Below are 23,246 nucleotides of genomic sequence, written 5' to 3'. Positions count from 1 at the left end.
CGGCGCAGGGTACGCCACATTGATTCGGGTTCCTCCCCGCTCTGTATTGGACCTGAGAGTTTCCGCGCAGCCCGCGTTTCAGGGCTCCGCTTGCACCGTCGGTGAGCACAGCATGTCCGGGACACGCCTGCTACTTTCCAGAGATGCCTTGCCGCGGCGGTACATGGGCCTGAGAGATTCCTGGGGAGGGTTTGCTCCTACGGCGCCTGCTTGTACCTACTTGCAGGACTCTCCCGCCGCAGATCAAAGGCGTATTTAATTAGGTGTTCAATCGGGGGTGACTACAGTCACAGCTCTCATTGTCCTATGCCGGGCGCGCGTCCGCAAACTCCCTCCCGGCGGCGGACCCAGGTTACGGGCCACGAGCCACCCGGTGGCGAATCCGGCGGCGCGAATTCGCCGGAAACGCCCGGAGTCGCCGCAACTTTCCGGCGTACTCGAACGCTTCCGGCGAATTCGGCGGGGAGTAGGGGGTCGGCGGGGCGTAGGGGGTCGGCGGGGAGTAGGGGGTCGGCGGGGCGTAGGGGGTCGGCGGGGAGTAGGGGGTCGGCGGGGCGTAGGGGGTCGGCGGGGAGTAAGGGGGGTCGGCGGGGAGTAGGGGGTCGGAGGGTGTGGGTGTGGGCGTCAGCCGCGCAGGCGCTCGACGGCGGCCAGGAGGCTCTGGACGTCCGCCTCGACTTCCGGCGGCGGCCCGCCGGGACCCCGCGCCAGCATGGCGTTGAAGTACAGCCCGTCCCCCATGCACAGGACGGCCTTCGCCATGGCGGGCCCGACGTCGGCCGCCAGCAGTTCCAGCCAGCTCGCCTGGCCGGCGGCGAAGCGGCGGAGGGTTTCCCCGTGCGCCACCTCGGCGAGCCGCGTGGCCGCCACGAAGACCCGGTCCATGGGCGTGTCCGCCCACACCGAGGACTTGATGAAGTACGCCGCCGCCCCTTCCGGGGCTGCCGCCATGGCCGCAACATCGGCAGCCAGGAGCCGGTCCAGCCGTTCCAGCAGGACCGCGATCATGGCCTCTTTCGTCGGAAAATGGTAGAGCAGGCCGCCCTTGGAGACGCCGGCCCGGCGCGCGACGGCGTCCAGCGTCGCGGCGCGTTCACCGACTTCGATGAGCAGGGATTCGAAGGCATCGAGGACGGCCTCGCGGGCGACGGGTTTCCTGGGCATGCCTCCCATCATGCCTGTCCGCACGCGCATTTCTTAACTGTACCGTCCAGACGGTACAGTTATCCTTATGAGCATTTCATCGATCACCGTAGCCACCAGCACTCCTGCGGCCACCGGGCCCCGGGCACCGTGGCGTGACTGGGTGGCGCTGGCCCTGCTGATGTTCCCCGTCCTGCTCGTGGCCGTGGACAACACCGCGCTCACGTTCGCCCTGCCGGCCATCGCCAGCAGCCTGACCGCCTCCGGCGTCGAACTGCTCTGGATCGTCGATGCCTATCCCCTGGTCCTGGCCGGGCTCCTGGTCGCGATGGGTTCCCTGGGCGACAGGATCGGCCGGCGCCGGCTGCTGTTCGTGGGCAGCGCGGGCTTTGCCGCGGTGTCGGCCGTGACGGCGTTCGCGCCGAGTGCGGAATGGCTGATCGCCGGCCGCGCCGGGCTTGGCCTTTTCGGCGCCATACTAATGCCGTCCACGCTGTCGCTGATCCGGAACATCTTTCCGCAGCCCAACCGGCGCAGGCTGGCGGTGGCGGTCTGGGCCGCCGGCTTCTCCGGCGGCGCCGCCCTCGGCCCGATTGTCGGCGGCTGGCTGGTGGAACACTTCTGGTGGGGCGCCGTCCTGCTGGTCGCGGTGCCGATCATCCTGCCGCTGCTGCTGCTCGGGCCGGCCCTGATCCCGGAATCCCGCGATCCGAAGCCGGGCCGGGTGGACGTGCCCAGCATTGCCCTGTCCCTGCTGGTCATGGTGCCGGTGGTCTACGGGATCAAGGCCCTTGCCACCCACGGGCCGGCTCCCGAGGCCTTCGCGAGCATCGGAACCGGCCTGCTCATGGGCTATGTGTTCATCCGGCGGCAACGCGCGCTTGCCCGTATCCACAGGACAGACCACAGCACCGCGCCGATGCTCGACGTCAGCCTGTTTGGCAACCGGATCTTCAGTACGGCCATTGTGGCCAACGTCCTGGCACTGTTCTCCTTCAACGGCTTCATTCTCTTCCTGGCCCAGCACCTGCAGCTGCTGGAGGGCCAGTCCCCCTCGGCCTCCGGCGTCGCCATGGTCCCGGCCCTCATCGCCACAGTTGTAGCGGGGCTGCTCGTGGTCCCGCTGGTGCGCAAGGTGCGGCCCGGCTTTGTGGTGGCCGGCGGCCTGCTGCTGAGCGCGGCGGGCTATTTCGTGGTGGCATTCGGCGACCACAGCCAGGGCCCGTCGCTGCTCCTTGCCGCCCTGCTGGTGCTCTGCCTGGGGGTGGGGGCCGCGGAGACGATCTCCAATGACCTGATCCTGGGCGCGGCGCCCGCCGACAAGGCAGGGGCAGCCGCCGCTATCTCCGAGACGGGCTACGAAGTGGGGTCCCTGCTGGGTACGGCGATTCTCGGCTCAATCCTGACGGCCTCCTACCAGGGCAACCTCCGGCTTCCCGCGGGCGTGTCCGAACTCGCCCCGGCGGCGGCCACCAGCCAGGCCGGTGAAACCCTGGCCGGCGCTGTGGATCTGGCCCGGATGCTTCCGGCGCCCCTGGCCGAGGCGGTGACGGCGGCCGCGCGCACCGCCTTCGACTCGGGCGTGCACGTCACGGCGTCCATTGCACTGGTCCTGATGTCCGGGGCCTGCGTCCTGGCCGCCGTCGTCCTGCGGTCGGTGCCGAAGGCCCAATAAGGCTAAGCGGCCGCCGTCAGCGTCACGCCGTCGTCAGCACCAAGGGGTTCCAGCCCTTAAACAGCAGCGTCCGGCGCCGGGAGGATACCCGGTGCCGGACGCTGCTGTTTTTTTTGGGGGGGGGCTGTGGGAGCCGGTCCCTACTTGCTGTCCGGGGTGGTCACGCTGGCAGTGGCCCGCATGGTCTCGGCATTCACCATCCAGGCGTACTGCTCAAACTTGGCGATGAACTCGTGCAGCAGATCCGCGGTGGTGGGATCTTCCTCGTCCACTTCGTCATGGACCTTGCGCATGGTGCCGACGGCCGCCTCAAGCGCGGCGACAATCCGCTCGATGGCGTCCTTCGTGTTGATCAGGCCCTTCGGGAACTCGGCCAGTGCGGTGGACTTGGAAACCGTGGAGCTTCGGCCGTCCGGGAGGGCGTGGAGGGCACGCATGCGCTCGGCAAGGTCATCCGCGAATCCCCGGGCGGCGTCGATGATTTCATCCAGCTGGAGGTGAAGGTCCCTGAAGTTGGTCCCGACGATGTTCCAGTGTGCCTGCTTGCCCTGAACGTGGAGTTCGATCAGGTCCACCAGTACTGCCTGCAGGTTGGTCGTCAATGTTGGTGATGCTTTCATGAATCCTCCTCGATAGAACCGGTGCCGTGCGGGCCGCGCATGCCATTGCTGGCACCCCGGCCGATGCTTCCGACGCTACCGCAGCGCGGCGCCGGGCCGCGATGCTTCTGGGAGGAATTTCTCGGTCAGCTTACTAAGTCGGCTTACTAACCGTTTTGGGGGCGGCTTAGACGGCCTCGTTGAGGATGGGCCCACGCGGGAACACGGCCCGTGTGATGCCGCCGGAGGTGGATTCGGACAGCTGGGTGAGGTAGTCGTTGCGCCGCCTCGGGGTAATCCTGGACTGGGGCTGGAACGGCTGCTCGGGGTCGTCGGCGTAGTGGGCGCTCAGGCCGTCGCGCATGAGCCGGATGGCTTCCGAACGCTGCTGGGACACCGCTGCGTGCGTGGATCCGAGTTCCGCGGCCAGGTCTTTGACCGTGCGGTCTCCGAAATAGATCTCCTCCACCACGTAGCGCATCCGTTCCGGAAGGGATTTCACGGCGGCCCGAAGGTACTGGAGCCGTTCGTCCGCGAGCACGGAGTGTTCCGGGGTGAGGGTTTCGGCGGCCAGGGTGTCCACCACGGCCTCGTCGAGGGGCGTCAATGTGCGCGAGGCATCCGCGAGCGCGGCCTCCACAACGCTCTGCTGGACGCCCAGGGCAGAGGCGATCTCGTCCACTGTGGGGGTGCGGCCCAGGGCGGACGCCAGGGTTTCCTGCACGGACATGGTTTCCTTGATCCGGCGGCGGGCGGATCGGGTGGCCCAGTCGCTGGCCCGCATCTCGTCTGCGAAGGCGCCAAGGATACGCCGGCGCGCGAAAGCGCCGAACGGCACCCCGAGGCCTGGATCGAACGAATCGGCCGAGGTAATCAGGGCAATAGCGCCGGCTGACGCCAAGTCATCGCGAGAAAGGTGTGACGCCTTCGAGCACAAATCTGAGACGAGATACCCCACCAGCGGAAGGTGCTGCGTGACCATCTCGTTGCGTTCCACGCGATTCAATACTGTGTCCCCCCATGAGACCGGATCCGAAGGGTCCTCGACCCTTAAAACGCCGAGAGCCGCACCCAAAACCGACCGGTGCTCCCCCAATTGGAGTCAGCGTTCGCAAGTAGGGCGCAGCACCCATGGAGGAAACCTATCACCTGTTCCAAGATCTGCGTGTACCCTCAGGGAAAAGCTGTGCGAAAAATGCGGTGACCGCCCCGAAGCTGTGATTCACGGGGCGGAAAGAGAATGGGGCACATGAGCGCAAGTGATCTCTCCGCGGCACTGTGGCAGGAGCGGCGGCAGCTGGAGCTACTCCTCTTCAGGCTGGAAACGCAGCGCCTGCACGTCGTGGCCGGGAATCTGGAATGGCTGAGCTTCATGGCCTCCGAGATTGAAACCGTGCTGGACCGCCTGCGCTTCGAAGCCCTGGCCCGGAGCGTCGAGTCCGCTGCCGTGGCGGCCCAATGGGGCCTGCCGGCACAGACCACGCTCGTCGAACTGATTGCGGCCGCGCCCGCCGGGCCATGGCCCGAGATCCTGCGCGAGCATCTGGACGCCCTGCACGCACTCCTGGCCCGGCTGGGCGAGGCTTCCAGCGTGAATGAGGACGCGCTGCGGAGCCTCCCGATGCCGGGACGCGCCGGCCCGGCGGGTACGGCCGGGCTTCTGGACCAGCTGACCATGGGAGGAAACCTGGAGCGGTCCCTCGCCGTGCTCCGGCGTTCAGCCCAGCCGCTCCTGGCCCAGTATCTCGGCGGGGACCATGTCTGATCCGGTGCGGGTCCTCAGCCGTCGGCGGGAGTGGCGCGCGGCGGCATGAGCCCGCGCAGCGCTTCCTCGGCGTCCGGGCCCGCTTCCGCCGCCGCGAGGTTCGCCGCTGCGATGGCTTCGATGACTTCCCGGCGCTGGATCGGCACACCGCGGGGCGCCTCAATGCCTATCCGAACACCGTCGCCGCGGCCTTCCAGAACAGTGATGACGATGCCGTCGCCGATCATGATCTGTTCGCCCGGCTTGCGTGTAAGTACCAGCATCCTCTCAATCTACCCTTCAGTCCGGGGAGCATCGTACGATTCCCGCCGGTTCTGCCATGTCGGTTCGGGCCCGGCGGGGCGCCCGTCGATCCAGCCCACGGGCAGTCCCAGGCCGTTGACGCTTTCAGGCGACCCGGTCTCCGAGGCGCCGACCACCGCTACCGCGGTCACGTTGAGCTGGGCGGACAGCACGCCGACCCAGCGCGCCGTGTCCTCGTGCTTGCGTCCGGCATCGACCACAACCCAGACCTGGTCGGCGGAGAGCGCCGCCACGGACGGCACCCGGGCCAGGGCGTTGCGGGCTTTGCCCAGTCCGAACGCCACCAGGACGGTGCGCTCCGTCACCACGGCATGGGCGCGCGCGGCCGTGGCACTTTGGCGTCCGTCGACGTGCAGGTGGCCATAGGCGGAGAGCTCACCGGCGGTGCGCACATCGGCACCTCCGGAGGCCATGGACATGGCCAGGGCGGTATCCATCGCGTCCTCCCCCAGCCCGATCAGGAGCACGAGATCGCCGACGCCGGTCAGCGGAGCCGGAGCCGGGGCACCCGCAGCGTTGCCCGGCGCGACGGCGGCCGGGTGCGCGGGGCTCCCGACGGCGGCCGGTTGCGCGACGGCGGCCGGGTGCGCGGGGCTCCCGACGGCTGCGGCGGGGTGCGCGGGGCTCCCGGCGGCGGCGGGCGCTGCGGCGGGCGGATCTGTGGGGGTCCGGAGCCCGGTGCCGAGCTGTTCCAGCAGTTCGGCGAAGTCCCGCGATTCGGTGGACACACCGGCAGGAGCGGGCCGGTGCAGGCTCAGCTCGGCGGCGTCCGCCTCCTCCAGGAGTGCGGCGATGGCGGCGCCCTGCAGGTGATGGGTCGGGGCGGCGGGCCGTGCCGACCCTCCGGCCGGGCCCGCCTGCGCTGCGGCCCGGGCCGCCGGCGGGGCCGGTGCTGCCGCCACGGCTCCGGCGTCGTACTTCCCGGCGGGGGTCCCGGCGCCCGGAACAGTGCCCGCGGTAGCCGCCCCGGCGGCGGTCTCCCCGGCGGGACCACCAGTCGCCGGGCCGGAATCGGCCCCGGCCAGGATGTCGGCGTCAGGCACTACCTCGCCGGTGACGACCTCGTGTTTGGACTGGAGCTCGATCATGGCCTCGTAGCGGTCCTGGGCGAAGAGGCCGGCGATTCCGGGGCTGCTGACGCGTTCGGCGGACACGATCCGGGCCGCCGAACCGTACAGCTGTTCTGCCTTGCGGCGGATTTCCTCGAGCGAGGCTCCCTTAAGCCGATAGCGGTTCGGCATGGCGCACCACTCCTACTGTTTCGATCCGGACGTTGGCGGAGGTCACCTCGCGGTAGGACAACACGGGCACCGATCCCGGCTGCGCCCCGACGAGGCGGTAGATGGCGGGCCGGAGCGCGGGTGCACAGACAAGCACGGCCTGGCGGTTGGCGGCGGCCGCGGCGTCGACGGCCGACCGCACCGAGCGCAGCACGGCGTCGAGCCGTTCCTGCCCCATGACGATCTGGCTGCCGCCCTCCGCGGGCCGCATGTCCTCGAGCATGTGTTGTTCCAGGACGGGGTCGATCATGATGACGTTGAGCACCTCGCCGTCCATGAACTTGGCCGTGAGGGCGGGGCCCAGGGCCTGCCGGGCGGCTTCCACAAGCGATTCCGGATCCGTGGAAATCTTGGCACGGAGCGTGAGGGCCTCATAGATCCGGGCGAGGTCGTTGATGGGCACCTGCTCATCCAGCAGGCCCTGGAGGACGCGCTGCAGCTCGGCGAGGGAGAGCAGGGCCGGGGTCAGTTCGTCGACGGCGGAGGGGCTCTGCTTGCGCACGCCCTCGGTCAGCACCCGGACGTCCTCGCGGGACAGCAGCCGGGCAGCGTTCGCCGCGACGATCGAGGACAGGTGGGTGACCAGGACGGAGACCCGGTCGATCACTGTGGCACCTGTCATTTCGGCGTTGTGGCGCATCTCCCCCGGAATCCATTTCCCGGCGAGCCCAAATACGGGTTCGATCATCGCCGGGCCCGGGAGCGAGTCCAGGTTCTCGCCCAGGGCGAGCATCTGGCCGCTGGGGGCCGTGCCGCGGCCGGCTTCCACGCCGGCAATCCGGATGGCGTAGGTCGACGGCGGCAGGTCCACACTGTCCCGGGTGCGCACCGGCGGGATGACCAGGCCAAGTTCCATGGCGATCTTGTGCCGCAGGGACCGGACCCGGGCCAGGAGGTCATCGGAGGCGCCGGAGACCATATCCACGAGGTCAGGTGCGAGCAGGATCTCCACGGGGTGGATGCGCATGTCTTCCAGCAGTTTCTCGTTCGGATCCTGTTCCGGGAAGTTCAGCGCGGTCGACTCAGCCTCCCGGGCCGTTTCCGCCAGCTGTTGGCTTGCCGCCGTCCGGCGGGAGGCGATGAACAGGCCGGCGCCTACGACGACGAACGGAATCGGGGGCATGCCGGGGATCAGTGCCATGGCGACGGCGGCGACGCCGGCGATCATGAGGGCGTTCGGTGACTGCAGCAGCTGGGTGGAGGCCGTCCGCCCCATGTCGGACTCGGCGTTGGACCGGGTCACGATCATGCCGGTGGAGACGGCCATGAGCAGTGCCGGGATCTGGGTGACGAGCCCGTCGCCCATGGTCAGCAGGCCGTAGGTGTTCAGGGCGTCGCCGATTTCCAGGCCGCGCTGGACCATGCCGATGGCGATGCCGCCGACGAAGTTGATGATGATAATGATGATGCCCGCGATGGCGTCGCCCTTGACGAACTTCGAGGCGCCGTCCATGGCGCCGTAGAAGTCGGCCTCGGCAGAGACTTCGGCCCGCCGCTCCCGGGCCTGGGTGTCGGTGAGGAGGCCGGCGTTGAGGTCGGCGTCGATCGCCATCTGCTTGCCTGGCATGGCGTCGAGGGTGAAGCGCGCGCCCACCTCGGCCACGCGCTCGGCGCCCTTGGTGACCACGACGAACTGGATCACCACGAGGATGAGGAACACGACGGCGCCGATGATCATGGAGCCGCCGACCGTCACCTTGCCGAAGGCTTCAATGACCTGCCCGGCGTATCCGTTGCCCAGGACCAGGCGGGTTGAGGCGACGTTGAGGCCGAGCCGGAACAGTGTGGCCACCAGCAGCAGGGACGGGAACACCGAGAAATCCAGCGGTTTTTTGACGAACATGCTGGTCAGCAGGACCAGCAGTGCCAGCAGGATGTTGCAGACGATGAGGAAGTCGAGCAGCGGCGCGGGAACGGGAACCACCAGCAGGAGCACGATCCCCACGATGCCGATGGGCACCACCAGCCGGTTCAGCCTGTTGTTCATGGTGCTGTCCTTTCACAGACGCTGATTCCCGAAGTTTTCGTGCCGTGTTGCACGCTGTGGAGCCTGCCGTGTTTCATACGGTGGCCACCGTGGTGGTCATGCGGTGCATCCCGGCGGCGGCGCCCCGGGCCTTGAGTGCCATGACGAAAGCGAGGACGCCGGCCACCGCCCGGTAGAAGTCCACCGGGATCTCGTCTCCCAGCTCACAGGCCCCGTGGAGGGCCCTGGCCAGCGGGATGTCCTGGACCATGGGAACGTTCTTTTCCTCGGCTTCTTCCCTGATCCTCGCAGCCACGTGGCCGGCGCCCTTGGCAACGACGCGGGGTGCGGATTTTCCGGGCTCGTATTTCAGGGCCACCGCCACGTGCGTGGGGTTGACCAGGACGACGTCGGCGTCCCCGATCGCCGCGATCATGCGGTTGCGGCTCATGGCCATCTGGCGCGCCCGGCGTTGGGACCGGATCAGCGGATCGCCCTCGCTGTTCTTGTTTTCGTCCTGGACTTCCTTCTTGGACATCCGCGTCTTCTTGCGGTTGCGCCGCATCACGACGAAGAAGTCGGCCGCGGCCAGCACGATGCCGGCGGCCACCGCGAACTGGACCAGGGCGGCTATCCCGCCGGCGGCGGCCTGCACTACCCCGGCGACGGGCAGGCCGCCGGCGGTCAGCAGCACCGGAACCAGTCCCTGCACGACGGTGTAGAGCACCAGCCCCACGACGCTTGCCTTGAGCAGCGCCTTGAGGCCGCCCCACACGGCCTGCGCGCCGAACAGCCGCTTGATCCCGGCGAGCAGGTTGAAGTGTTCGAATTCGAGCCTGAATTTCTTCAGGTGGACACCGCCCTGGAGGGCCGAGCCGGCGAGGACGGCCAGGAATACGACAACCAGCAGGGGTCCGACGATCCCGGCGATGGACGCGAAGCCGGCTTCCAGCGCCCGGACGGCTTTGCCGGGGTCCGGGGCGGACACGATCCCGCGGATGCTGAAGAGCTGGTCCGTGGCGGCGTTGGCGGCCCGGTCCACCGTGCTGGGCAGCATCAGCGCGGCGGCGCCGACGCCGAGCCAGGCGGTGAGGTCCTGGGAACGGGACAGCTGGCCCTTGGAGCGGACCTCCCGCATTCGTTTCTCGGTGGCTTGCTCGGTCTTTTCCTGTGAATCCGCCATCAGCCCACCCCCAGTACGGCTTTGGCCGCCTGCCCGGCGAGGCTGGAAACGAGTCGGGGCAGGGCCAGGAACATGAATCCGGCCAGCGTCAGGGTGAGCAGGATTTTCAGCGGGAAGCCGAGGGAGAAGGCATTCAGCGCCGGGGCCACGCGGGTCAGCAGGCCGAGCCCGACGTCGGCAAGGAACAGGACCACCAGGAGGGGGCCGGCGATCTGCACGGCGGCAAGGAACATGCCGGACACCGCCGCGATCATGGCCTGCACCGGCTGGGCCAGGTCGATCCCCCCGGCCAGCGGCAGGGCGGCAAAGCTGCCGGTGAGGCCGGTGATGACGAGCTGGTAGCCGTCGGAGGCGAAGAGCAGGGCCAGCGCCGCCATTTGCAGGAGACGGGTGAACTGTGCGCCGTTGACCATCATTTGGGGGTCGTAGGCCTGGGCCATCTGGAACCCGCTGAAAAGGTCGATCAGGCTGCCGGCGGACTGGATGGCGGAAAAGATGACGAGGACCAGGAAGCCCAGGACCAGCCCGGTGACGAGCTCCAGGACCACACCGGTGACGAACCCGGCGGTGTCCCGGGGCATGTAGCCGCCGGCCAGGCGCTGCGTCACCGCCAGGCCCAGGCCCAGCCCCAGCATGGCTTTGACGCGCCCCGGAATGGCGTGGTGCGAGAAGGGCGGTGCCACGACCAGGAAGGCGGTCATCCGGACCGTAGCCAGCAGCAGGACTTCAAGCCAGGCCGGGTCGATGGGGATGCCCACCTCACAGGCCTCCGAGCAGGGACGGAATCTTCGCGAAGAGGTCGTTGGTGAAGCCCACCATCTCCGAGATCATCCAGTGTCCGCAGACAATCAGGGCCACGGCCACCGCGGCAGCCTTCGGCACGAAGGACAGCGTGGCTTCCTGCAGCTGCGTGATGGACTGCAGCAGGGAGATGGCCAGGCCCACCACCAGCGCCGTGACCAGCACGGGCGCGGAGAGCTTGGCGGCCACGATCATGGCCTGGAGGCAGATGTCCAGGACCGCGTTGGCGTTCATCCTGAACCCGCATAGCTCTGGATGAGCGCGGTGATGATCAGGCCCCAGCCGTCCACGAGCACGAAGAGCAGGATCTTGAAGGGCAGCGAGATCATGACGGGCGGGAGCATCATCATGCCCATGGACATCAGGGCCGCGGACACCACGAGGTCAATCACGAGGAACGGGATGAAGATGACGAAGCCGATGATGAACGCGGCACGGAGTTCGGAGATCATGAACGCCGGGATGAGGGTCTGCAGCGGCACGGCCTCAGGCGTGGCCGGGTTCTCGGCTCCGGCGGCACGGGACATCAGGGCGATGTCCTCCTCGCGCGTGTGGGCGAGCATGAAGTGCTGCAGCGGACCCGATGCGGCGCTGACGGCACCGTTGAAGTCCAGTGTGCCGTTGAGGTAGGGCTGGACGCCGAGGGTGTTCATCTCGTTGATGACGGGCCACATCACAAAGATCGAGAGGAACAGAGCCAGCCCGGCCAGGACCTGGTTCGGCGGGATGGAGGGCAGGGACAGCGCGTTGCGGGTCATTGCCAGGACCACAAAGATCTTGGTGAAGGACGTCATCATCAGCAACAGCGAGGGCGCAACGGCCAAGAGGGTGATGCTGATCAGGGTCAGGACAGCGGAGGAAGGTTTCCCGTCCATCCCGTTGATCTGGATGTTGATGTTCCCGCCGTCGGGATTGGCAGGGTCGGCCGGGGGCACCGGCGCAACAGGGTCGATCGGTGCGGCGTGGCCTGCCGAGGCGTTGAGCCACAGCAGGAGGACGGCAAAGAGCACGGCGGCGAGCCCCAGGGCCAGGAGCCTGAGGGGTCTTGCGCCAGCTGGTCGCGGGCGGGTGGTGCTGGTGGGGAGCGGGAAGATCAATTGCGGCGTCCGCTCCTGAGCGCGGCGGCAGCCTGCTTCCAGGTGGAGCCGGACAGGATGGAGCCGTGCAGCGGCGGATGGGCCGACCCGCCGCCGGCGCTGACGCGGCCGGCGTGGCCGCGGGCCGCGGAGCCGCGGTGAAGGGAGCTGCGGCGGGACGGCGGCAACTCCCGGATACCGTTCTGACCGTCGGCGAAATCGTCGGCGTCGACACCGTCCGCAAAATCGTCGCCGTCAGCGGCGGCATCACCTGCCGGCATGGCCGGCTGGCTGCTGAAGTGGTTGCCGGCGAGCGGGCTGGCGTCAGCGAGGATCCGGGCGAAATCGCCCAAGCCGCGGCTGGTGCCGGGGACCGCGACTTCTTCGGGTTCGGGCGGAATGTCCCCGGTGTGCAGGACGTTGACGGCGTGCTCGGTGACGCCCAGGAGGAAGCGCTGCCCGGCGGCGTCGACCACCACCACGGAGGCTTTTTGTCCGAGGCTCTGCCGGCTGACGATGGTCAAGGCGCGGTCAGCCCGGCGCCGTCCGGTGCCCTTGCCCAGCCGGTGCTGCAGGAACCACATGAGGCCAAGCACCGCGCCCAGGGCCACGACTACCCGCAGCCCGAGGATCAGTGCGTCCATTCAGCTGAGCCCCTCGGCCACGTCGAGGATCCGGGTGATCCGCACCGCGTAGTCCTGGTCGAGGACCACGACTTCGCCGTGCGCGATCAGGCGGCCGTTGAGCAGGACGTCGGCCGGGGCGCCGGCGGAGCGGTCCAGTTCGATGATCTTGCCCGGTTCCAGCGACAGGACGTCCCGGACCGACATCCGGGTGCGTCCGATCTCCACGGTCAGGGCCATTTCAATGTTGTTGATCCGGCCGAGCCGGCCGGCCACGGTGTCCCCGCCGGCGAACAGGTCCCCGCCGCGTTCCTGGCTGTTGCTGTGTTCGCGGAGCCGGACGGCGAACCAGGCCGCAGCGTTGCTGCCGTCGGAGAGTTCAAAAACGGCCGTGTCGGGATCCGAGAGGAGCCCTGAGACGTCGGATTCACGCAGGTCGGACAGGACACCGGCCCCGAAGACTGAGCTGGCGCTTTCCATCGCGGGGCGCAGCACGTCGGTCACGGAGACGTGGCCCAGCTGGGACCCCGCGCCGGCGGCCTCGTCAAGGAAGGTGCGGTCGCTGAGCATGAGGGCGAGGTCGGCGGTCACCGCGCCGACGAAGGTCGCCGTGACCGCCTGCCGGGCGTAGGCCGCCGCGGACCGGGCAGGCACCAGCGCGACAACCTTCAGGGCCACCGGGCTCGGGAGCTCCTCGACGAGCCGTTCCGCCGACATTTCGTGCTTGGTCAGGGTGATGCTCATCGTTGGTTCTCCTCGATTGTGACAATTACTGCGGCCGCGCGGGAACCGTTGCGGGCCGGGGCGGCAGTGGCCAGCCGGGTTCCGTCCAGGGTGAGGTCAAAGGGCCGGTTCTCCAGGTGCGGCAGTGTCAGGACGTCACCGACGGCGAGACCCAGGACCTGGCTCGGGGTAACGAACGACGTCGAGAGCCGTACGGACAGTTCCACCGGGACCTGCTCCAGTTGGGCGCTGACGCGGGCGGCCGCGTCTTCGCGGGAGTCGGTCGGGTTGACCTTCTTGAGCCGTCCCAGCAGGATTCCGGCCGGAACGGCCAGGGTGGCGGGCGCGTTGACGTCGCCGACGCTCATGGTGAAGGAGGCAACGATCATCAGTTCGCTGGGTGCGGCGGCCTGGGCGAACTGGGAGTTGTATTGGATGGTGTCCACCCGGACGGCCTCGCTGAGCAGCGGGCCCAGGGAATAGCCGAGGTCTTCGAGGGCCTCGTCCATCAGGCCCTTGATCAGCGCCTGCTCGATCTGGGTGAACTTGCGGTCCGGCATGGGCGAATCGTTGGTGGCGCCGAGCATGCGGTTGACCCAGCCGAGGGCGGCCGGGCCGGGGAACTGCACCACGAGCTTGGAATCGTGGGCCTCCACGGTGCACAGGACCATGGCGGTGACGGCGGGCAGCGAGGCGGCGTACTCGTCGTAGCTGAGCATGCTGACGTCTTCCAGGCGCACCACGGACTTGACGCGGACCTTGGCGGTGAGCTGGGTGCCCCACTGGCKGGCGAAGGTTTCGAAGGCGAGCTCCAGCACCCGGCTGTGTTCGCGCGCGAGCGTCGCAGGACGGCGGAAGTCATAGACGCTGACGGTCCGCTCCCGTGCCACTTCCCGCTCATCCAGAACACTCACGGTTGCCACTATCGGCAAGGGAACTCGTGGCGTAAGCAATCTGCCGGAGGCAAAAATGCAGGCAAAACTCCGGCAAAGAACCCAGGCGATCCGCCGTAGCCCCGAACGGCTACTTCTCGCTGAGTTTCAAGGCCTCCGGAATCAGTGCCCGGACGACGTCGGGCTTGTCGGAAATGACCACGATGTCCACCCGGCGGTTTCGCTCCATGAGCGCCGGCGTGGAGTCGTCGTTGACCTGGCGGGCAGAACCGAACGCGACGGCACCGATCGTGCCGGGGGCTATGCCGCCGCGGTCCACCATGTACCGCAGGACATTGACGGCGCGCGCCGAGGACAGTTCCCACGTCGAGGGGTAGGCCGTGATGCCGTTCGCGGCGTGGCCCTCGACCATGATTTCCATGCCGGCCGGTTTGAGGACCGGTGAGATGACCTGCAGCACCCGGGAGGCCCGGGAGGTGAGCTCGGGCCGGTCAGGTTCGAAGAAAGCCTGCGATCCGACGAGCTTGACCGTCAGGCCGCGCTGGTCGATCTGGAACTCGACGTTCTCGCTCAGCCCGGCTGCCGCCAGGCCGGCCTGCATTTTCTGCTGCAGCGCCTTGAGTTTGTCCACTTCCTTGATCGCTTCAGCCATGTTCTCGGGGGATGCGGTGGCCGCGCCCTTGACGGCGGCGAACGCCTCGAGGTCCTCTTTCACGAGTTCCGGCGGCACCACTGTGCCCGACGCCGTATCCACCGTTTCCGTCGCGACTGCGCCGAATCCCGTGGCCAGGGAGTTGCGAAGCTTTTCAAACTTGTTGGCGTCCACCGTGGACATCGCGAACAGGACGATGAACATGCACATCAGCACGGTGACCATGTCCATGTAGGACGCCATCCAGCGTTCGTCGACGTGGTGTTCTTCCGGCTTCTTCCGCCCGCGCCGCCTGGGGCTCACGCTGCCTCGTCCATCCTGTCGGACTTGTCAGCGCCGGCCTTCTTGCCGGAGCTCTTGAGCTGGTGCTCGGGGACCATGGCGCGGAGCCGTTCGGCCAGCAGAAGCGGCTGGGCACCGGACTGGACCGACAGCATGCCTTCCATGAGCAGCGTCATCCGTTCGATGTCCAGTTCCGAGAGCCGGGCCATCCGGGCGCTGAAGGGAAGCCAGATGAAGTTGGCGGACAGCAGGCCCCACAGGGTGGCGACGAAGGCTGCCGCGATCATCGGGCCGAGGTGGTCCGGGGTGGAGAGGTTTTCCAGGACGTGGGTCAGGGACACCACGGTGCCGATGATGCCCACGGTGGGGGCATAGCCGCCGAGGCTCGCGAAGAATTTGGAGTTGGCGTGATCGCTCCGGGACTTGGAGTCGATCTCGTCCTCCATGAGCATCCGGAGGTCCTCGGCGTCGGTGCCGTCGGCGATGTTCTGCAGGGCACGGGCCAGGAAGGGGTCCTTGACGCTGGCCGCTTCCTCTTCCAGGGACAGCAGGCCCTCGCTGCGCGCCTTTTCGGCGAAGCGGACCATCTGGTCAATGCTTTCCTGCGGCTTGGCGGTTTTGCCGAGGAACATCTTGGGGAGGGCTTTGAAGGCCTGGACGACGTCTTTGAGGGTGTTTCCGGCGATCCCGACGGCGAGCGTGGCACCGAAGACCAGGATCATGGGGGCCGGGAGGAGCAACGCCGACAGGCTGGCGCCCTCGAGCGACACCATGGCGATAACGGAGCCAAAGGCGAGGAGCAGTCCGATGACTGTTGCGGGATCCATCGTTACTTTCTGGGTTGCGCGGGCGCCGTGGGACCGGCGCCGTCGTCGTAGGGGTCGTCGTCCGGGTCTTCAGTCCGGACCAGGCTGAGGGGATAGCCGGTGATGGCCGGAAAGTCCCGGGCTTTGCTCAGGATGTACGCCCGGTACTCCGCGATCAGCTCGACCACCTCGGCGAGGCTTTCGAGCACCACGTAGGCGGCGCCGTCGAGCGTCACCAAGTGCGTATCCGGGCTCTCGTGGATGCGTTCAATGAGGTCCGGATTGACCGCGAAGCGCGTTCCGTTGAGGCGTGTGACGACGATCATGGGCCGATTCTGCTCTGTGAGGGGAAGGGTGTTCTCCTCCGTACTGTCGGCAGCCGGGGCCCCTTCGTTAGGCGCCGCCGTCAGGCGCCTTGTCAACGTGCCGGTGCCCGGGGGCGGCCGGCGCAGCAACATTCCCCGTGCCAAGGCCGCCGCGCGGTATTAGGGTGGGATCTGACGGGGCCACCCGGCCCGCCCCGTTGGACGTATGCTCCACCGCAGTTCGTCCCGTGCAGTTGGCCCAGTGCCAGGAAACGACGGCCGCCCGCCTCATCAGGAAGGCCAGCCATGGCGCCATTTCCGGATTTTGAGCAGCCGTTGAACCCGTTTCCCCGCTACGCAGCCATGCGGGACAGTGAACCCGTTTTCCAGGACCCGGACACCGGCGTCTGGCACGTGTTCCGCTACGACGACGTGCAGCGGGTCCTTTCCGAGCACGCCACATTTTCTTCCCGGATGGGCGGGGACAACCCCTCCGAAACGGGCCAGCTCTTCGCCGCCAGCCTGGTCAACACGGACCCGCCGCGGCACCGCCAGTTGCGTTCGCTCGTGACGCAGGCGTTCACGCCGCGGGCAGTCGAAGCGCTCGCCCCGCGCATCTCGGAACTGACCGACGAGTTGCTGGAGCCGGTGGTGGCCGGCGGCGCCACGGACCTGATCGAACAGCTCGCCTATCCGCTTCCGGTGATCGTGATCGCCGAACTCATGGGCATTCCGGCCTCTGACCGGGACCGGTTCAAGCTGTGGTCCGACGTGATCGTGAGCCAGACCCGCCCGGGCGCCGACGATTCCGTCCACACGGCAGCCAACCGGGAAATGGCGGAGTACTTCATGGGCATGATCGAGGAGCGGCGGCACCGGCCGGGCAATGATTTGATCAGCGCGCTCCTCGCGGCCGAGATCGACGGGCAGAAGCTCAGCCCCATCGAGTTGCTGGGATTCTGCAGCCTGTTGCTCGTGGCGGGAAACGAGACCACCACCAACCTGATCGGCAATGCGGTGCTGTGCTTCACCGAATCGCCGGGCACGGCGGAACGCCTCGTCGCCGAGCCTGCCCTGCTCCCGCACGCCATCGAAGAGGTGCTGCGCTACCGCTCCCCCGTCCAGTCCATGTACCGGCTCTCAGCCGTCGACACGACCGTGCGCGGCCGCACCATCCCGGCAGGCTCGCCGGTCATTGCCTGGATCGGCTCGGCGAACCGCGACGGGGAGCAGTTCCCGAGCCCGGACGAGTTCGACGTCGAACGCTCACCCAACCGTCACCTCGCCTTCGGGCAGGGCATCCATTTCTGTCTGGGGGCGCCCCTGGCGCGGCTGGAGGCCAGGATCGCGCTGGAGGCCGTGCTCTCACGGCTGCCGGGGCTTGCGGTGGACCCCGACGCGCAGTTGGAGCGGATGGAAAGCATGATCGTTTACGGGGCGAAACGGCTTCCCGTGACCTGGCAGGCTGCCTGACGGCGGGCACGGCGTCAGGGGCGGCGATCGTGACCGTCTCCGGCGCCCTCGAGGGCGGTCCCGAACCATGTCGGCAGGTGGCGGAGCAGGTCGTCCTGGTCGTCGCCGATCCATGCGACGTGGCCGTCCGGCCGGAGCAGGACCGCGGGCGCGTCCAGTTCCCCGCTGGTGTCCGCGACGTGGTCGATCCGGTCCGCCCATCCTGCCACGGAGAGTTCGCCGGTCTGGTCCAGCAGGAGCCCGCGGCCTTTGCGGGTGAGTTCGTAGAGACGGCCCCGCGACAGAGGAATGTCGCGCAGTCGCCTGCCGAGCAGCTCGGGTCCTTCGCCGAAGTCGTAGCGGACCCCGATCGCGGTAATCTTCTCGGCCAGGAAACGGCTGACGTCCTCGAAGTCCATCAGCTCGCTCAGCAGCCGCCGCACGGCCTGCGGGCCGGGCTCGGTGGACAGCAGCTCGCTCTGGGCGCGGGTGATGGTCAGCACGCCTTCGGCGACCGGGTGACGCTCGGCGTAATAACTGTCCAGCAGCCCGTCCGGCGCCCATCCTTTGACCTCGGCGGCGAGCTTCCAGCCGAGGTTGAAGGCGTCCTGGATGCCGAGGTTCAGTCCCTGCCCTCCCAGTGGCGGGTGGACGTGCGCCGCATCGCCGGCGAGCAGAATGCGGCCCACCCGGTATTGCTCGGCAAGCCGGGTGGCGTCGCTGAAACGGGACAGGGAGCGTGGTGAGTGGACGCCGAAGTCGGTGCCTGCGAACGCCCGCAGCTGCGTCCGGAACTCCTCCAGCGTCGGCGGGACCGAGCGGTCCTCGGCCACGGCCGCCGCGGGCACGACGGCGCGGTACAGGCCGTTTCCGGCGGGGCCGATGCCGAACCCCTTGTGGGTTTTGCGCACCTCCTCGGCCACCGCGGCCAGCTGGTCCGGCGCCGCGGTCACCTTCACCTCGCCCAGGAGCCACTCGGTCTTGGCCGGCTCGCCGGGGAAGCCGATGCCGAGCAGTCTGCGCACCAGGCTGCGTCCGCCGTCGCAGCCGACCAGCCAGCGCGAGCGCAGCCGTGTGCCGTCAGCGAGTTCGACGCTCACCGCGTCCTCGTCCTGCTCGACCCCTGCCACCTCGCAGCCGCGGCGGATCTGGGCGCCGAGCTCACCGGCGCGCTCGGCCAGCAGGCGATCGGTGACCGGCTGGGGGATGCCAAGGACGTAGCCGTGTGCGGTGTCCAGGTTCACCGGCCGGGGCTTGTCGATCCCGGCGAAGCGACCCACGCCGCCGGGATACTGTTGCCCGTGGGCGAGGAACCGGTCCAGCAGCCCGCGCTGGTCCATGATCTCGATGCTGCGCGGGTGCAGACCGAGCGAACGGACCGCCTGGCTCGGCTCCGCGTCCCTCTCCAGCACGAGCACGTCCACGTCGTGCAGCCGCAACTCGCTGGCCAGCATCATCCCCGTCGGGCCGCCGCCGCTAATGATCACGTCGAAAATATGGAACCCCAATCCCAGAAACTCACTTCCCGGATTGCCCGGCTGCGTCCCGCACCCTGAAATGCGGGGTGAGCCCGATCAGTACTCGCCCTTGATCACGAAGTAGGAGCCGCGAATAACGCCCGCCAGCTTCGACTTTTGGCGGGCGAACTTGAAGCGCGGCGCCAATTCCTCCGGAACTTCCATGCCGTCGGCAAGTTTGAACCCCACCGCTCTCTTCCCGCCGTCCTCGATGCTGTACATGACGTTGACCGACAGCCCCGACTCGTAAAAAACATAGGCCATCCGCAAACCGTCGACTTCGAAGGCGGTCGCCTCCAGCGGGCGGGAGCCGATCACGATCTCGCGTTCATCCCGGAGGATGCGGCTCACCCGGTCAACCACGTCAGGAACTTCGCCCGCGGGGCTCACGGTGAAGGCGTGGCCGTACTTATTCCGGTAATAGCGGGCCTCGTTGGCGCGCAACCCGGCGAGGGCCTCGGAGACGGGCGACGATTCCAAGCCGACGGTAGAAACGGTCTCGAAGTCAACGATGTACGGCATGTGCCCTCCTGGACAGACGTGTTGGGACCAATGCTAACGCGACGACGTGCTGCCGCTAACGCGACGACGTGGCTGCCGGACGCCGGAACGCAAACGCCCCCCTGAGGTGTGATCCGGGGAGACAGCTCCGGGTCCGGCAATACCGGAAACCCGAAGCTGTCTCCCGAATCCTTAGGGGACAAGCACGATTCCCCTCATTAGCGCTTCTGTCGGAAGACGGGGGGTGTCTCCTGGGATTTCGATCGGATCGGGTGTCTCCTAGATGAGACCCCCGAACCAGCCGAAAGACCGGCCCCGAGAGCAAGAGTTGTCTCCTTGATTTTCAGCTGACTTATTGCTAAATGGTGTCCGGAACAGCCGGGGCCCGGCGTCCCCGACCGACAAAAACAGGGTGCCATGCCGCCGGCCGAAATTATCCTCCCGGGGGACAACTGGGCATGCCACAGCGAGCCGGATCTAATTTGAACTCCCGGGCGTGCTACTTCAGGACCTCGGTCAGATACCGAAATCTGCATCTTCTAGACCGAGGCGAGGTGTTTAGCAGGTTGATGGGGCGAAGCCGTGCTTCAACATCCAGAGGCGACTAGCAATCGACAGGCCAGGGCTAACCGATGGTCCGCCCGGGGACATGGAGTTGTCTGAGGGATCGAAGAATCTACCCAACTTATGAATTTCCTCGGTCGATACGTACGCGCCGGGTCAGCTGCAGCCCTTGGGGATGCCGAGCAGCTCTCAAGAACGAGACCAAGAGCGGTGCAGGACTGGTCGCCGAGTCTTTCGTTGTCGGCCTATGCCCTCGTGAAAGTTGTCTAGCCCGCCGGGTGACGTAGCCGCTGTTCGAGGAACGCCTTCACCCGTTCAACATATTGTCGGCAGAAGAGCCTGTAAGGCTGTTCATACTGCTCCAAGTAGCCCGCCGCACCAGCCGGCAGGGTGAAATGAAACCCGTGTTCAAGAATCGTCGCACCGCGTTCATCGGTGTAGAGCGCAGTCCGTCCCCGACCCGCCGGATCCTCTCCACCTACTGTCCTCGTGACAGCCAGCTCCTTCGGAATCTCTTCCAAAACTTCCAGAGCAGAGACGCTCTCCACTCCATCGCGCACGGAGATAAATACCTGGATCTCACCCACTCCCTCGGCACCAGGGGCCCGAAAGCCGCGTATAACATCCGGGTCTATAAGAACGCTGTTCTCCGGCGGTCTGATGAAGTCCCAGACTTGCTGGCGTGACGCATTGATGGACGTGATAGCAGATACGTAATGCAGGAAAGGAGCAGCCATTGGCGGCATGACCTCCCTGCGCCCGAACCAAGGACTCATGGCCAGAGTGTTTCATCGGCGTGGCAGCCCAACAACACGACTCGCGGGACACCCTGGAGAGCACGTCACTAAAGGTCCTTTTGATCAGCCGAGAAAGTGCGCCACCCGAGACCCGGCAGTCACAGCAGGACCCGGGGTGCGGACGGGCACGCCTGCAGTGGCTTGGGCTCAATCTCTCAATCCAGGTGCGGAGTCGTTTGGTTACTTGGGAGCGTTCAGGCCCGCGGACGGCAATCCAGCAGCGGCACTAGCTGCCGTTGCCCACGGGTTCGTTCCGGTTTCGCAGCTCATTGAAAAGGGAGATATTTTATTTAGAAATCCTCAACTTTCATACGGAACCTCCGACGAAGAACGCGATCCGATGTTTGATTCGCATACCGCCCGGGATTTGCTCTATGAGGTGTATGGCAGCGAAGCATCAATTGCCCTGTTCGACTCCGACTCTCCTTCACAGCTTGCCAACCATTATTTTCCAAATTCTGACATAAAGGCGGCTGCCAGCCTTCTTGGCGATGCCGTCTCGCTTGAAGATTTCTCGTCTCAAAGCGGTGCCACGGCAGCGCCCACCGTCGAGCTCGACCCCTTCTATTCCCTCCGGGCCGGCATCTCTCGCGGTGGCTTTACACTGGCAATCCCGCGTCTTGAGCTAAATCTTGCGGACGTAATAAGGGTTCGTGGCGGTGAGGAAGCCTTTCAGTTATTCCGGGATGCACTCTCAACGACGCTGCTTGCAACTGGCGATTCTCGAATGGGCGAGTCAACGGCAGAATACGCCGCAAGGATCCGGATTGCGGCAAGCGAGAACTTCGTGCCTTTTGAAGAAGAGCTCGAGCGGGTGAAGTCACGCGGCAGTTTGTACGGGCTCATTCCGGGCGCCGCCGGCATGGTGGTCAACTTGGCCGTCGGCCTTGCTACTGCAACCGTCCCCGGGTTCGGGGCGCCTGGGGCATCAATGGTGACAAAAGCTGGTCTGAGGAAACTCTTTCGTCCGTATGTTAAAGATGGCGATGCGGCCAATGTTGCTCTGCGCTACGCCACTAACCTTCGGTTGGCTGGCCGGCTCTGAATGCCCACGCCCACCCATCGAAGCCCATCTGGACCGCCTCCTGTGGGTCCGCATAGCGAAGGGATCTGCCCTTCCTGTCGGGTTCTATCGGCCTTCTAAAGGGCAAATTCGCCTGATTCGTGTCATCGTCACAAGTGAATCCAATCCTTGATAAAGTTCAGGCGTTCCGCATGTGAGGTCGGAACGGCTGTAAGTTCGAGGGGGACAAAATCAAATATCGTGCGCATGCGCTGCTTGCCACCATTCTCAGCATTGCTTTGACCCTGCTGGTCGCTCCGTCGTCGGCAATAGCGTCGGCCGATGTGACGCCGGCGGAACTGTCCGCGGTCTCCCTTGCCTCCCCCAGGACCGTCGGTCCCGGCGAGAAGGTCACCTTCGACTGGACCATCACCGACGCTTCGGGCATTTCCAATCTGTGGTTCTACCTCACCGGCCCCGAGGGTAAACAACCTTGCGCCTGCGACGCCACCATCACCGCCAGGGACGGCGACACCTACCACGGCACCTCCACCATCACCGTCGACACACTGACCTGGCCCGCCGGCACATGGAACATCCACAGCATCCTCATCCAGGACGCCGCCGGCAACTACACGAGCCTGTCCCCCAGCTCGCCTGCCCTCCAAAACATCGACCTCAGCTTCACCGTCCTCGACAGCTTTGATGTTGCCCCGGCTCCGACGATCTCCGGGACAACCAGGGTCGGTTACACCCTAACGGCCAACCCCGGCACCTGGAGTCCTGCCGCGGCCCTGGCTTATCAGTGGAAGCGCAACGGCGCCGCGATTTCCGGCGCGACCGGCGCCACCTACCTCCTGGACTCGGCAAGCGCAGGCACAAGCATCACCGTGAGCGTCACCGGAACCAAGGCCGGCTACACCACCACCGCGAGAACAAGCGCAGCGGTGTCGGTGCCGACCATCGCGTTCCCTACAGCACCGACACCGACGATCACGGGCACCCCCGGCGTGGGCAAAACGCTCACTGCCAACCCCGGCACCTGGAGTCCTGCCGCGGCCCTGGCTTATCAGTGGAAGCGCAACGGCGCCGCGATTTCCGGCGCGACCGGCGCCACCTACCTCCTAGACTCGGCAAGCGCAGGCACAAGCATCACCGTGAGCGTCACCGGAACCAAGGCCGGCTACACCACGGTCACGAAGTCCTCCACCGCAACGGCCGCAGTCACCGCAGGTACCCTTGCCCCGGCCCCGGTTCCGACGATCTCCGGGACAACCAGGGTCGGTTACACCCTCACGGCCAACCCCGGCACCTGGGGCCCTGCCCCAGTCAACCTG

The 23,246-nt window shown here is 66.9% G+C and carries 24 protein-coding genes and 2 riboswitches; of the genes, 5 read left to right on the top strand and 19 right to left on the bottom strand.

The window, feature by feature from the left end; translation table 11 throughout:
• Positions 1 to 31 precede the first annotated feature (31 nt).
• Positions 32 to 146, bottom strand: a riboswitch (glycine riboswitch).
• Position 147: 1 nt separating this feature from the next.
• Positions 148 to 246: riboswitch (glycine riboswitch) on the bottom strand.
• Positions 247 to 624: 378 nt separating this feature from the next.
• A complete protein-coding gene (locus AC1DBX_RS20235) occupies positions 625 to 1,164 on the bottom strand; it encodes a TetR/AcrR family transcriptional regulator (protein WP_079555622.1) in 540 nt (179 codons plus the stop codon).
• A gap of 67 nt (positions 1,165 to 1,231) precedes the next feature.
• On the opposite strand from AC1DBX_RS20235, the gene AC1DBX_RS20230 reads away from it, so the two are divergent.
• Positions 1,232 to 2,818 carry an MFS transporter gene (locus tag AC1DBX_RS20230; RefSeq protein ID WP_476932615.1) on the top strand — a complete coding sequence of 529 codons (1,587 nt, stop codon included), beginning with the start codon at positions 1,232 to 1,234 and terminating at the stop codon, positions 2,816 to 2,818.
• A 140-nt stretch (positions 2,819 to 2,958) separates the two neighbouring features.
• On the opposite strand, the gene AC1DBX_RS20225 is transcribed toward AC1DBX_RS20230, so the two are convergent.
• On the bottom strand, positions 2,959 to 3,438 hold the full coding sequence (locus AC1DBX_RS20225; RefSeq protein WP_028275324.1) for a Dps family protein: 480 nt from the start codon (positions 3,436 to 3,438) through the stop codon (positions 2,959 to 2,961).
• A 166-nt stretch (positions 3,439 to 3,604) separates the two neighbouring features.
• Positions 3,605 to 4,423, bottom strand: coding sequence for a sigma-70 family RNA polymerase sigma factor (locus tag AC1DBX_RS20220; protein WP_026538956.1), 819 nt, complete (start codon positions 4,421 to 4,423; stop codon positions 3,605 to 3,607).
• Positions 4,424 to 4,666: 243 nt separating this feature from the next.
• On the opposite strand from AC1DBX_RS20220, the gene flgN reads away from it, so the two are divergent.
• Entirely contained in the window at positions 4,667 to 5,182 is a 516-nt protein-coding gene (flgN, locus tag AC1DBX_RS20215) for a flagellar export chaperone FlgN (protein WP_476857540.1), read from the top strand.
• A gap of 14 nt (positions 5,183 to 5,196) precedes the next feature.
• Here flgN and AC1DBX_RS20210 read toward each other — a convergent pair whose 3' ends face one another.
• The 13 genes from AC1DBX_RS20210 to AC1DBX_RS20150 all read right to left on the bottom strand — a co-directional run bounded on the left by AC1DBX_RS20210 (position 5,197) and on the right by AC1DBX_RS20150 (position 16,096).
• Entirely contained in the window at positions 5,197 to 5,445 is a 249-nt protein-coding gene (locus AC1DBX_RS20210) for a carbon storage regulator (protein ID WP_026538957.1), read from the bottom strand.
• Between the two features lie 9 nt (positions 5,446 to 5,454).
• Positions 5,455 to 6,726 (bottom strand): hypothetical protein, encoded by a 1,272-nt coding sequence (locus AC1DBX_RS20205; protein ID WP_476887942.1) that lies wholly within the window; start codon positions 6,724 to 6,726, stop codon positions 5,455 to 5,457.
• Positions 6,704 to 8,752, bottom strand: a complete 2,049-nt coding sequence (locus AC1DBX_RS20200; protein ID WP_476932614.1) for a flagellar biosynthesis protein FlhA — start codon at positions 8,750 to 8,752, stop codon at positions 6,704 to 6,706. The genes AC1DBX_RS20205 and AC1DBX_RS20200 overlap by 23 nt, the downstream gene beginning before the upstream one ends.
• Before the next feature lie 73 nt (positions 8,753 to 8,825).
• On the bottom strand, positions 8,826 to 9,914 hold the full coding sequence (locus AC1DBX_RS20195; RefSeq protein WP_223914313.1) for an EscU/YscU/HrcU family type III secretion system export apparatus switch protein: 1,089 nt from the start codon (positions 9,912 to 9,914) through the stop codon (positions 8,826 to 8,828).
• A complete protein-coding gene (locus AC1DBX_RS20190) occupies positions 9,914 to 10,672 on the bottom strand; it encodes a flagellar biosynthetic protein FliR (RefSeq protein WP_476872222.1) in 759 nt (252 codons plus the stop codon). Before AC1DBX_RS20190 ends, AC1DBX_RS20195 begins: the two co-directional genes overlap by 1 nt.
• A gap of 1 nt (position 10,673) precedes the next feature.
• Entirely contained in the window at positions 10,674 to 10,949 is a 276-nt protein-coding gene (gene fliQ, locus AC1DBX_RS20185) for a flagellar biosynthesis protein FliQ (RefSeq protein ID WP_079555610.1), read from the bottom strand.
• Complete coding sequence (gene fliP, locus AC1DBX_RS20180; protein WP_476872221.1) at positions 10,946 to 11,812, bottom strand: flagellar type III secretion system pore protein FliP; 867 nt, start codon at positions 11,810 to 11,812, stop codon at positions 10,946 to 10,948. The genes fliQ and fliP overlap by 4 nt, the downstream gene beginning before the upstream one ends.
• Positions 11,809 to 12,435: a flagellar biosynthetic protein FliO gene (gene fliO / locus AC1DBX_RS20175; RefSeq protein ID WP_476932613.1), complete on the bottom strand. Its 627-nt coding sequence runs from the start codon at positions 12,433 to 12,435 to the stop codon at positions 11,809 to 11,811. Before fliO ends, fliP begins: the two co-directional genes overlap by 4 nt.
• Positions 12,436 to 13,158 carry a flagellar motor switch protein FliN gene (gene fliN / locus AC1DBX_RS20170; protein ID WP_028277087.1) on the bottom strand — a complete coding sequence of 241 codons (723 nt, stop codon included), beginning with the start codon at positions 13,156 to 13,158 and terminating at the stop codon, positions 12,436 to 12,438. It lies immediately after the preceding gene.
• Positions 13,155 to 14,051, bottom strand: coding sequence for a flagellar motor switch protein FliM (locus tag AC1DBX_RS20165; RefSeq protein ID WP_476932612.1), 897 nt, complete (start codon positions 14,049 to 14,051; stop codon positions 13,155 to 13,157). The genes fliN and AC1DBX_RS20165 overlap by 4 nt, the downstream gene beginning before the upstream one ends.
• 109 nt (positions 14,052 to 14,160) lie before the next feature.
• Positions 14,161 to 14,985 (bottom strand): OmpA/MotB family protein, encoded by an 825-nt coding sequence (locus AC1DBX_RS20160; protein WP_079555607.1) that lies wholly within the window; start codon positions 14,983 to 14,985, stop codon positions 14,161 to 14,163.
• The gene (locus AC1DBX_RS20155) at positions 14,982 to 15,791 is read right to left on the bottom strand and encodes a motility protein A (RefSeq protein WP_028277084.1); all 810 of its coding nucleotides are present in this window, start codon (positions 15,789 to 15,791) and stop codon (positions 14,982 to 14,984) included. Before AC1DBX_RS20155 ends, AC1DBX_RS20160 begins: the two co-directional genes overlap by 4 nt.
• Positions 15,792 to 15,793: 2 nt before the next feature.
• Complete coding sequence (locus AC1DBX_RS20150; protein ID WP_018775806.1) at positions 15,794 to 16,096, bottom strand: flagellar FlbD family protein; 303 nt, start codon at positions 16,094 to 16,096, stop codon at positions 15,794 to 15,796.
• A 285-nt stretch (positions 16,097 to 16,381) separates the two neighbouring features.
• Between AC1DBX_RS20150 and AC1DBX_RS20145 the strand changes: the two genes are divergently transcribed.
• Positions 16,382 to 17,548 (top strand): cytochrome P450, encoded by a 1,167-nt coding sequence (locus AC1DBX_RS20145; RefSeq protein WP_476932611.1) that lies wholly within the window; start codon positions 16,382 to 16,384, stop codon positions 17,546 to 17,548.
• Positions 17,549 to 17,562: 14 nt separating this feature from the next.
• Here the strand turns inward: AC1DBX_RS20145 and rox are convergent, their stop codons facing one another.
• The 3 genes from rox to AC1DBX_RS20130 all read right to left on the bottom strand — a co-directional run bounded on the left by rox (position 17,563) and on the right by AC1DBX_RS20130 (position 20,885).
• Positions 17,563 to 19,023 (bottom strand): rifampin monooxygenase, encoded by a 1,461-nt coding sequence (gene rox / locus AC1DBX_RS20140; RefSeq protein WP_476932619.1) that lies wholly within the window; start codon positions 19,021 to 19,023, stop codon positions 17,563 to 17,565.
• A 78-nt stretch (positions 19,024 to 19,101) separates the two neighbouring features.
• A complete protein-coding gene (locus AC1DBX_RS20135; RefSeq protein WP_223914319.1) occupies positions 19,102 to 19,566 on the bottom strand; it encodes a phage tail protein in 465 nt (154 codons plus the stop codon).
• An 809-nt stretch (positions 19,567 to 20,375) separates the two neighbouring features.
• Positions 20,376 to 20,885, bottom strand: coding sequence for an SRPBCC family protein (locus AC1DBX_RS20130; RefSeq protein WP_476932610.1), 510 nt, complete (start codon positions 20,883 to 20,885; stop codon positions 20,376 to 20,378).
• Positions 20,886 to 21,042: 157 nt separating this feature from the next.
• On the opposite strand from AC1DBX_RS20130, the gene AC1DBX_RS20125 reads away from it, so the two are divergent.
• Together AC1DBX_RS20125 and AC1DBX_RS20120 are read left to right on the top strand one after the other, a co-directional pair.
• On the top strand, positions 21,043 to 21,951 hold the full coding sequence (locus AC1DBX_RS20125; protein WP_476932609.1) for a hypothetical protein: 909 nt from the start codon (positions 21,043 to 21,045) through the stop codon (positions 21,949 to 21,951).
• 257 nt (positions 21,952 to 22,208) lie between these two features.
• A partial coding sequence (locus tag AC1DBX_RS20120) for a hypothetical protein (RefSeq protein WP_476932608.1) occupies positions 22,209 to 23,246 on the top strand: 1,038 nt, incomplete at its 3' end.

This window comes from Arthrobacter sp. 10N44_2 (assembly GCF_056394385.1).
This window is presented reverse-complemented; position numbering and strand designations above follow the sequence as displayed.

Excerpts from the sequence above, each read along its gene's own strand:
- AC1DBX_RS20145 (WP_476932611.1), top strand. The coding sequence starts at position 16,382 with ATGGCGCCATTTCCGGATTTTGAGCAGCCGTTGAACCCGTTTCCCCGC.
- fliN (WP_028277087.1), bottom strand. The coding sequence starts at position 13,158 with ATGAGCATCACCCTGACCAAGCACGAAATGTCGGCGGAACGGCTCGTC.
- AC1DBX_RS20155 (WP_028277084.1), bottom strand. The coding sequence starts at position 15,791 with ATGGATCCCGCAACAGTCATCGGACTGCTCCTCGCCTTTGGCTCCGTT.
- fliO (WP_476932613.1), bottom strand. The coding sequence starts at position 12,435 with ATGGACGCACTGATCCTCGGGCTGCGGGTAGTCGTGGCCCTGGGCGCG.
- AC1DBX_RS20225 (WP_028275324.1), bottom strand. The coding sequence starts at position 3,438 with ATGAAAGCATCACCAACATTGACGACCAACCTGCAGGCAGTACTGGTG.
- AC1DBX_RS20210 (WP_026538957.1), bottom strand. The coding sequence starts at position 5,445 with ATGCTGGTACTTACACGCAAGCCGGGCGAACAGATCATGATCGGCGAC.
- AC1DBX_RS20235 (WP_079555622.1), bottom strand. The coding sequence starts at position 1,164 with ATGCCCAGGAAACCCGTCGCCCGCGAGGCCGTCCTCGATGCCTTCGAA.
- AC1DBX_RS20150 (WP_018775806.1), bottom strand. The coding sequence starts at position 16,096 with ATGATCGTCGTCACACGCCTCAACGGAACGCGCTTCGCGGTCAATCCG.
- flgN (WP_476857540.1), top strand. The coding sequence starts at position 4,667 with ATGAGCGCAAGTGATCTCTCCGCGGCACTGTGGCAGGAGCGGCGGCAG.
- AC1DBX_RS20130 (WP_476932610.1), bottom strand. The coding sequence starts at position 20,885 with ATGAGTCCTTGGTTCGGGCGCAGGGAGGTCATGCCGCCAATGGCTGCT.
- AC1DBX_RS20205 (WP_476887942.1), bottom strand. The coding sequence starts at position 6,726 with ATGCCGAACCGCTATCGGCTTAAGGGAGCCTCGCTCGAGGAAATCCGC.
- AC1DBX_RS20230 (WP_476932615.1), top strand. The coding sequence starts at position 1,232 with ATGAGCATTTCATCGATCACCGTAGCCACCAGCACTCCTGCGGCCACC.
- AC1DBX_RS20195 (WP_223914313.1), bottom strand. The coding sequence starts at position 9,914 with ATGGCGGATTCACAGGAAAAGACCGAGCAAGCCACCGAGAAACGAATG.
- AC1DBX_RS20200 (WP_476932614.1), bottom strand. The coding sequence starts at position 8,752 with ATGAACAACAGGCTGAACCGGCTGGTGGTGCCCATCGGCATCGTGGGG.
- fliQ (WP_079555610.1), bottom strand. The coding sequence starts at position 10,949 with ATGAACGCCAACGCGGTCCTGGACATCTGCCTCCAGGCCATGATCGTG.
- AC1DBX_RS20135 (WP_223914319.1), bottom strand. The coding sequence starts at position 19,566 with ATGCCGTACATCGTTGACTTCGAGACCGTTTCTACCGTCGGCTTGGAA.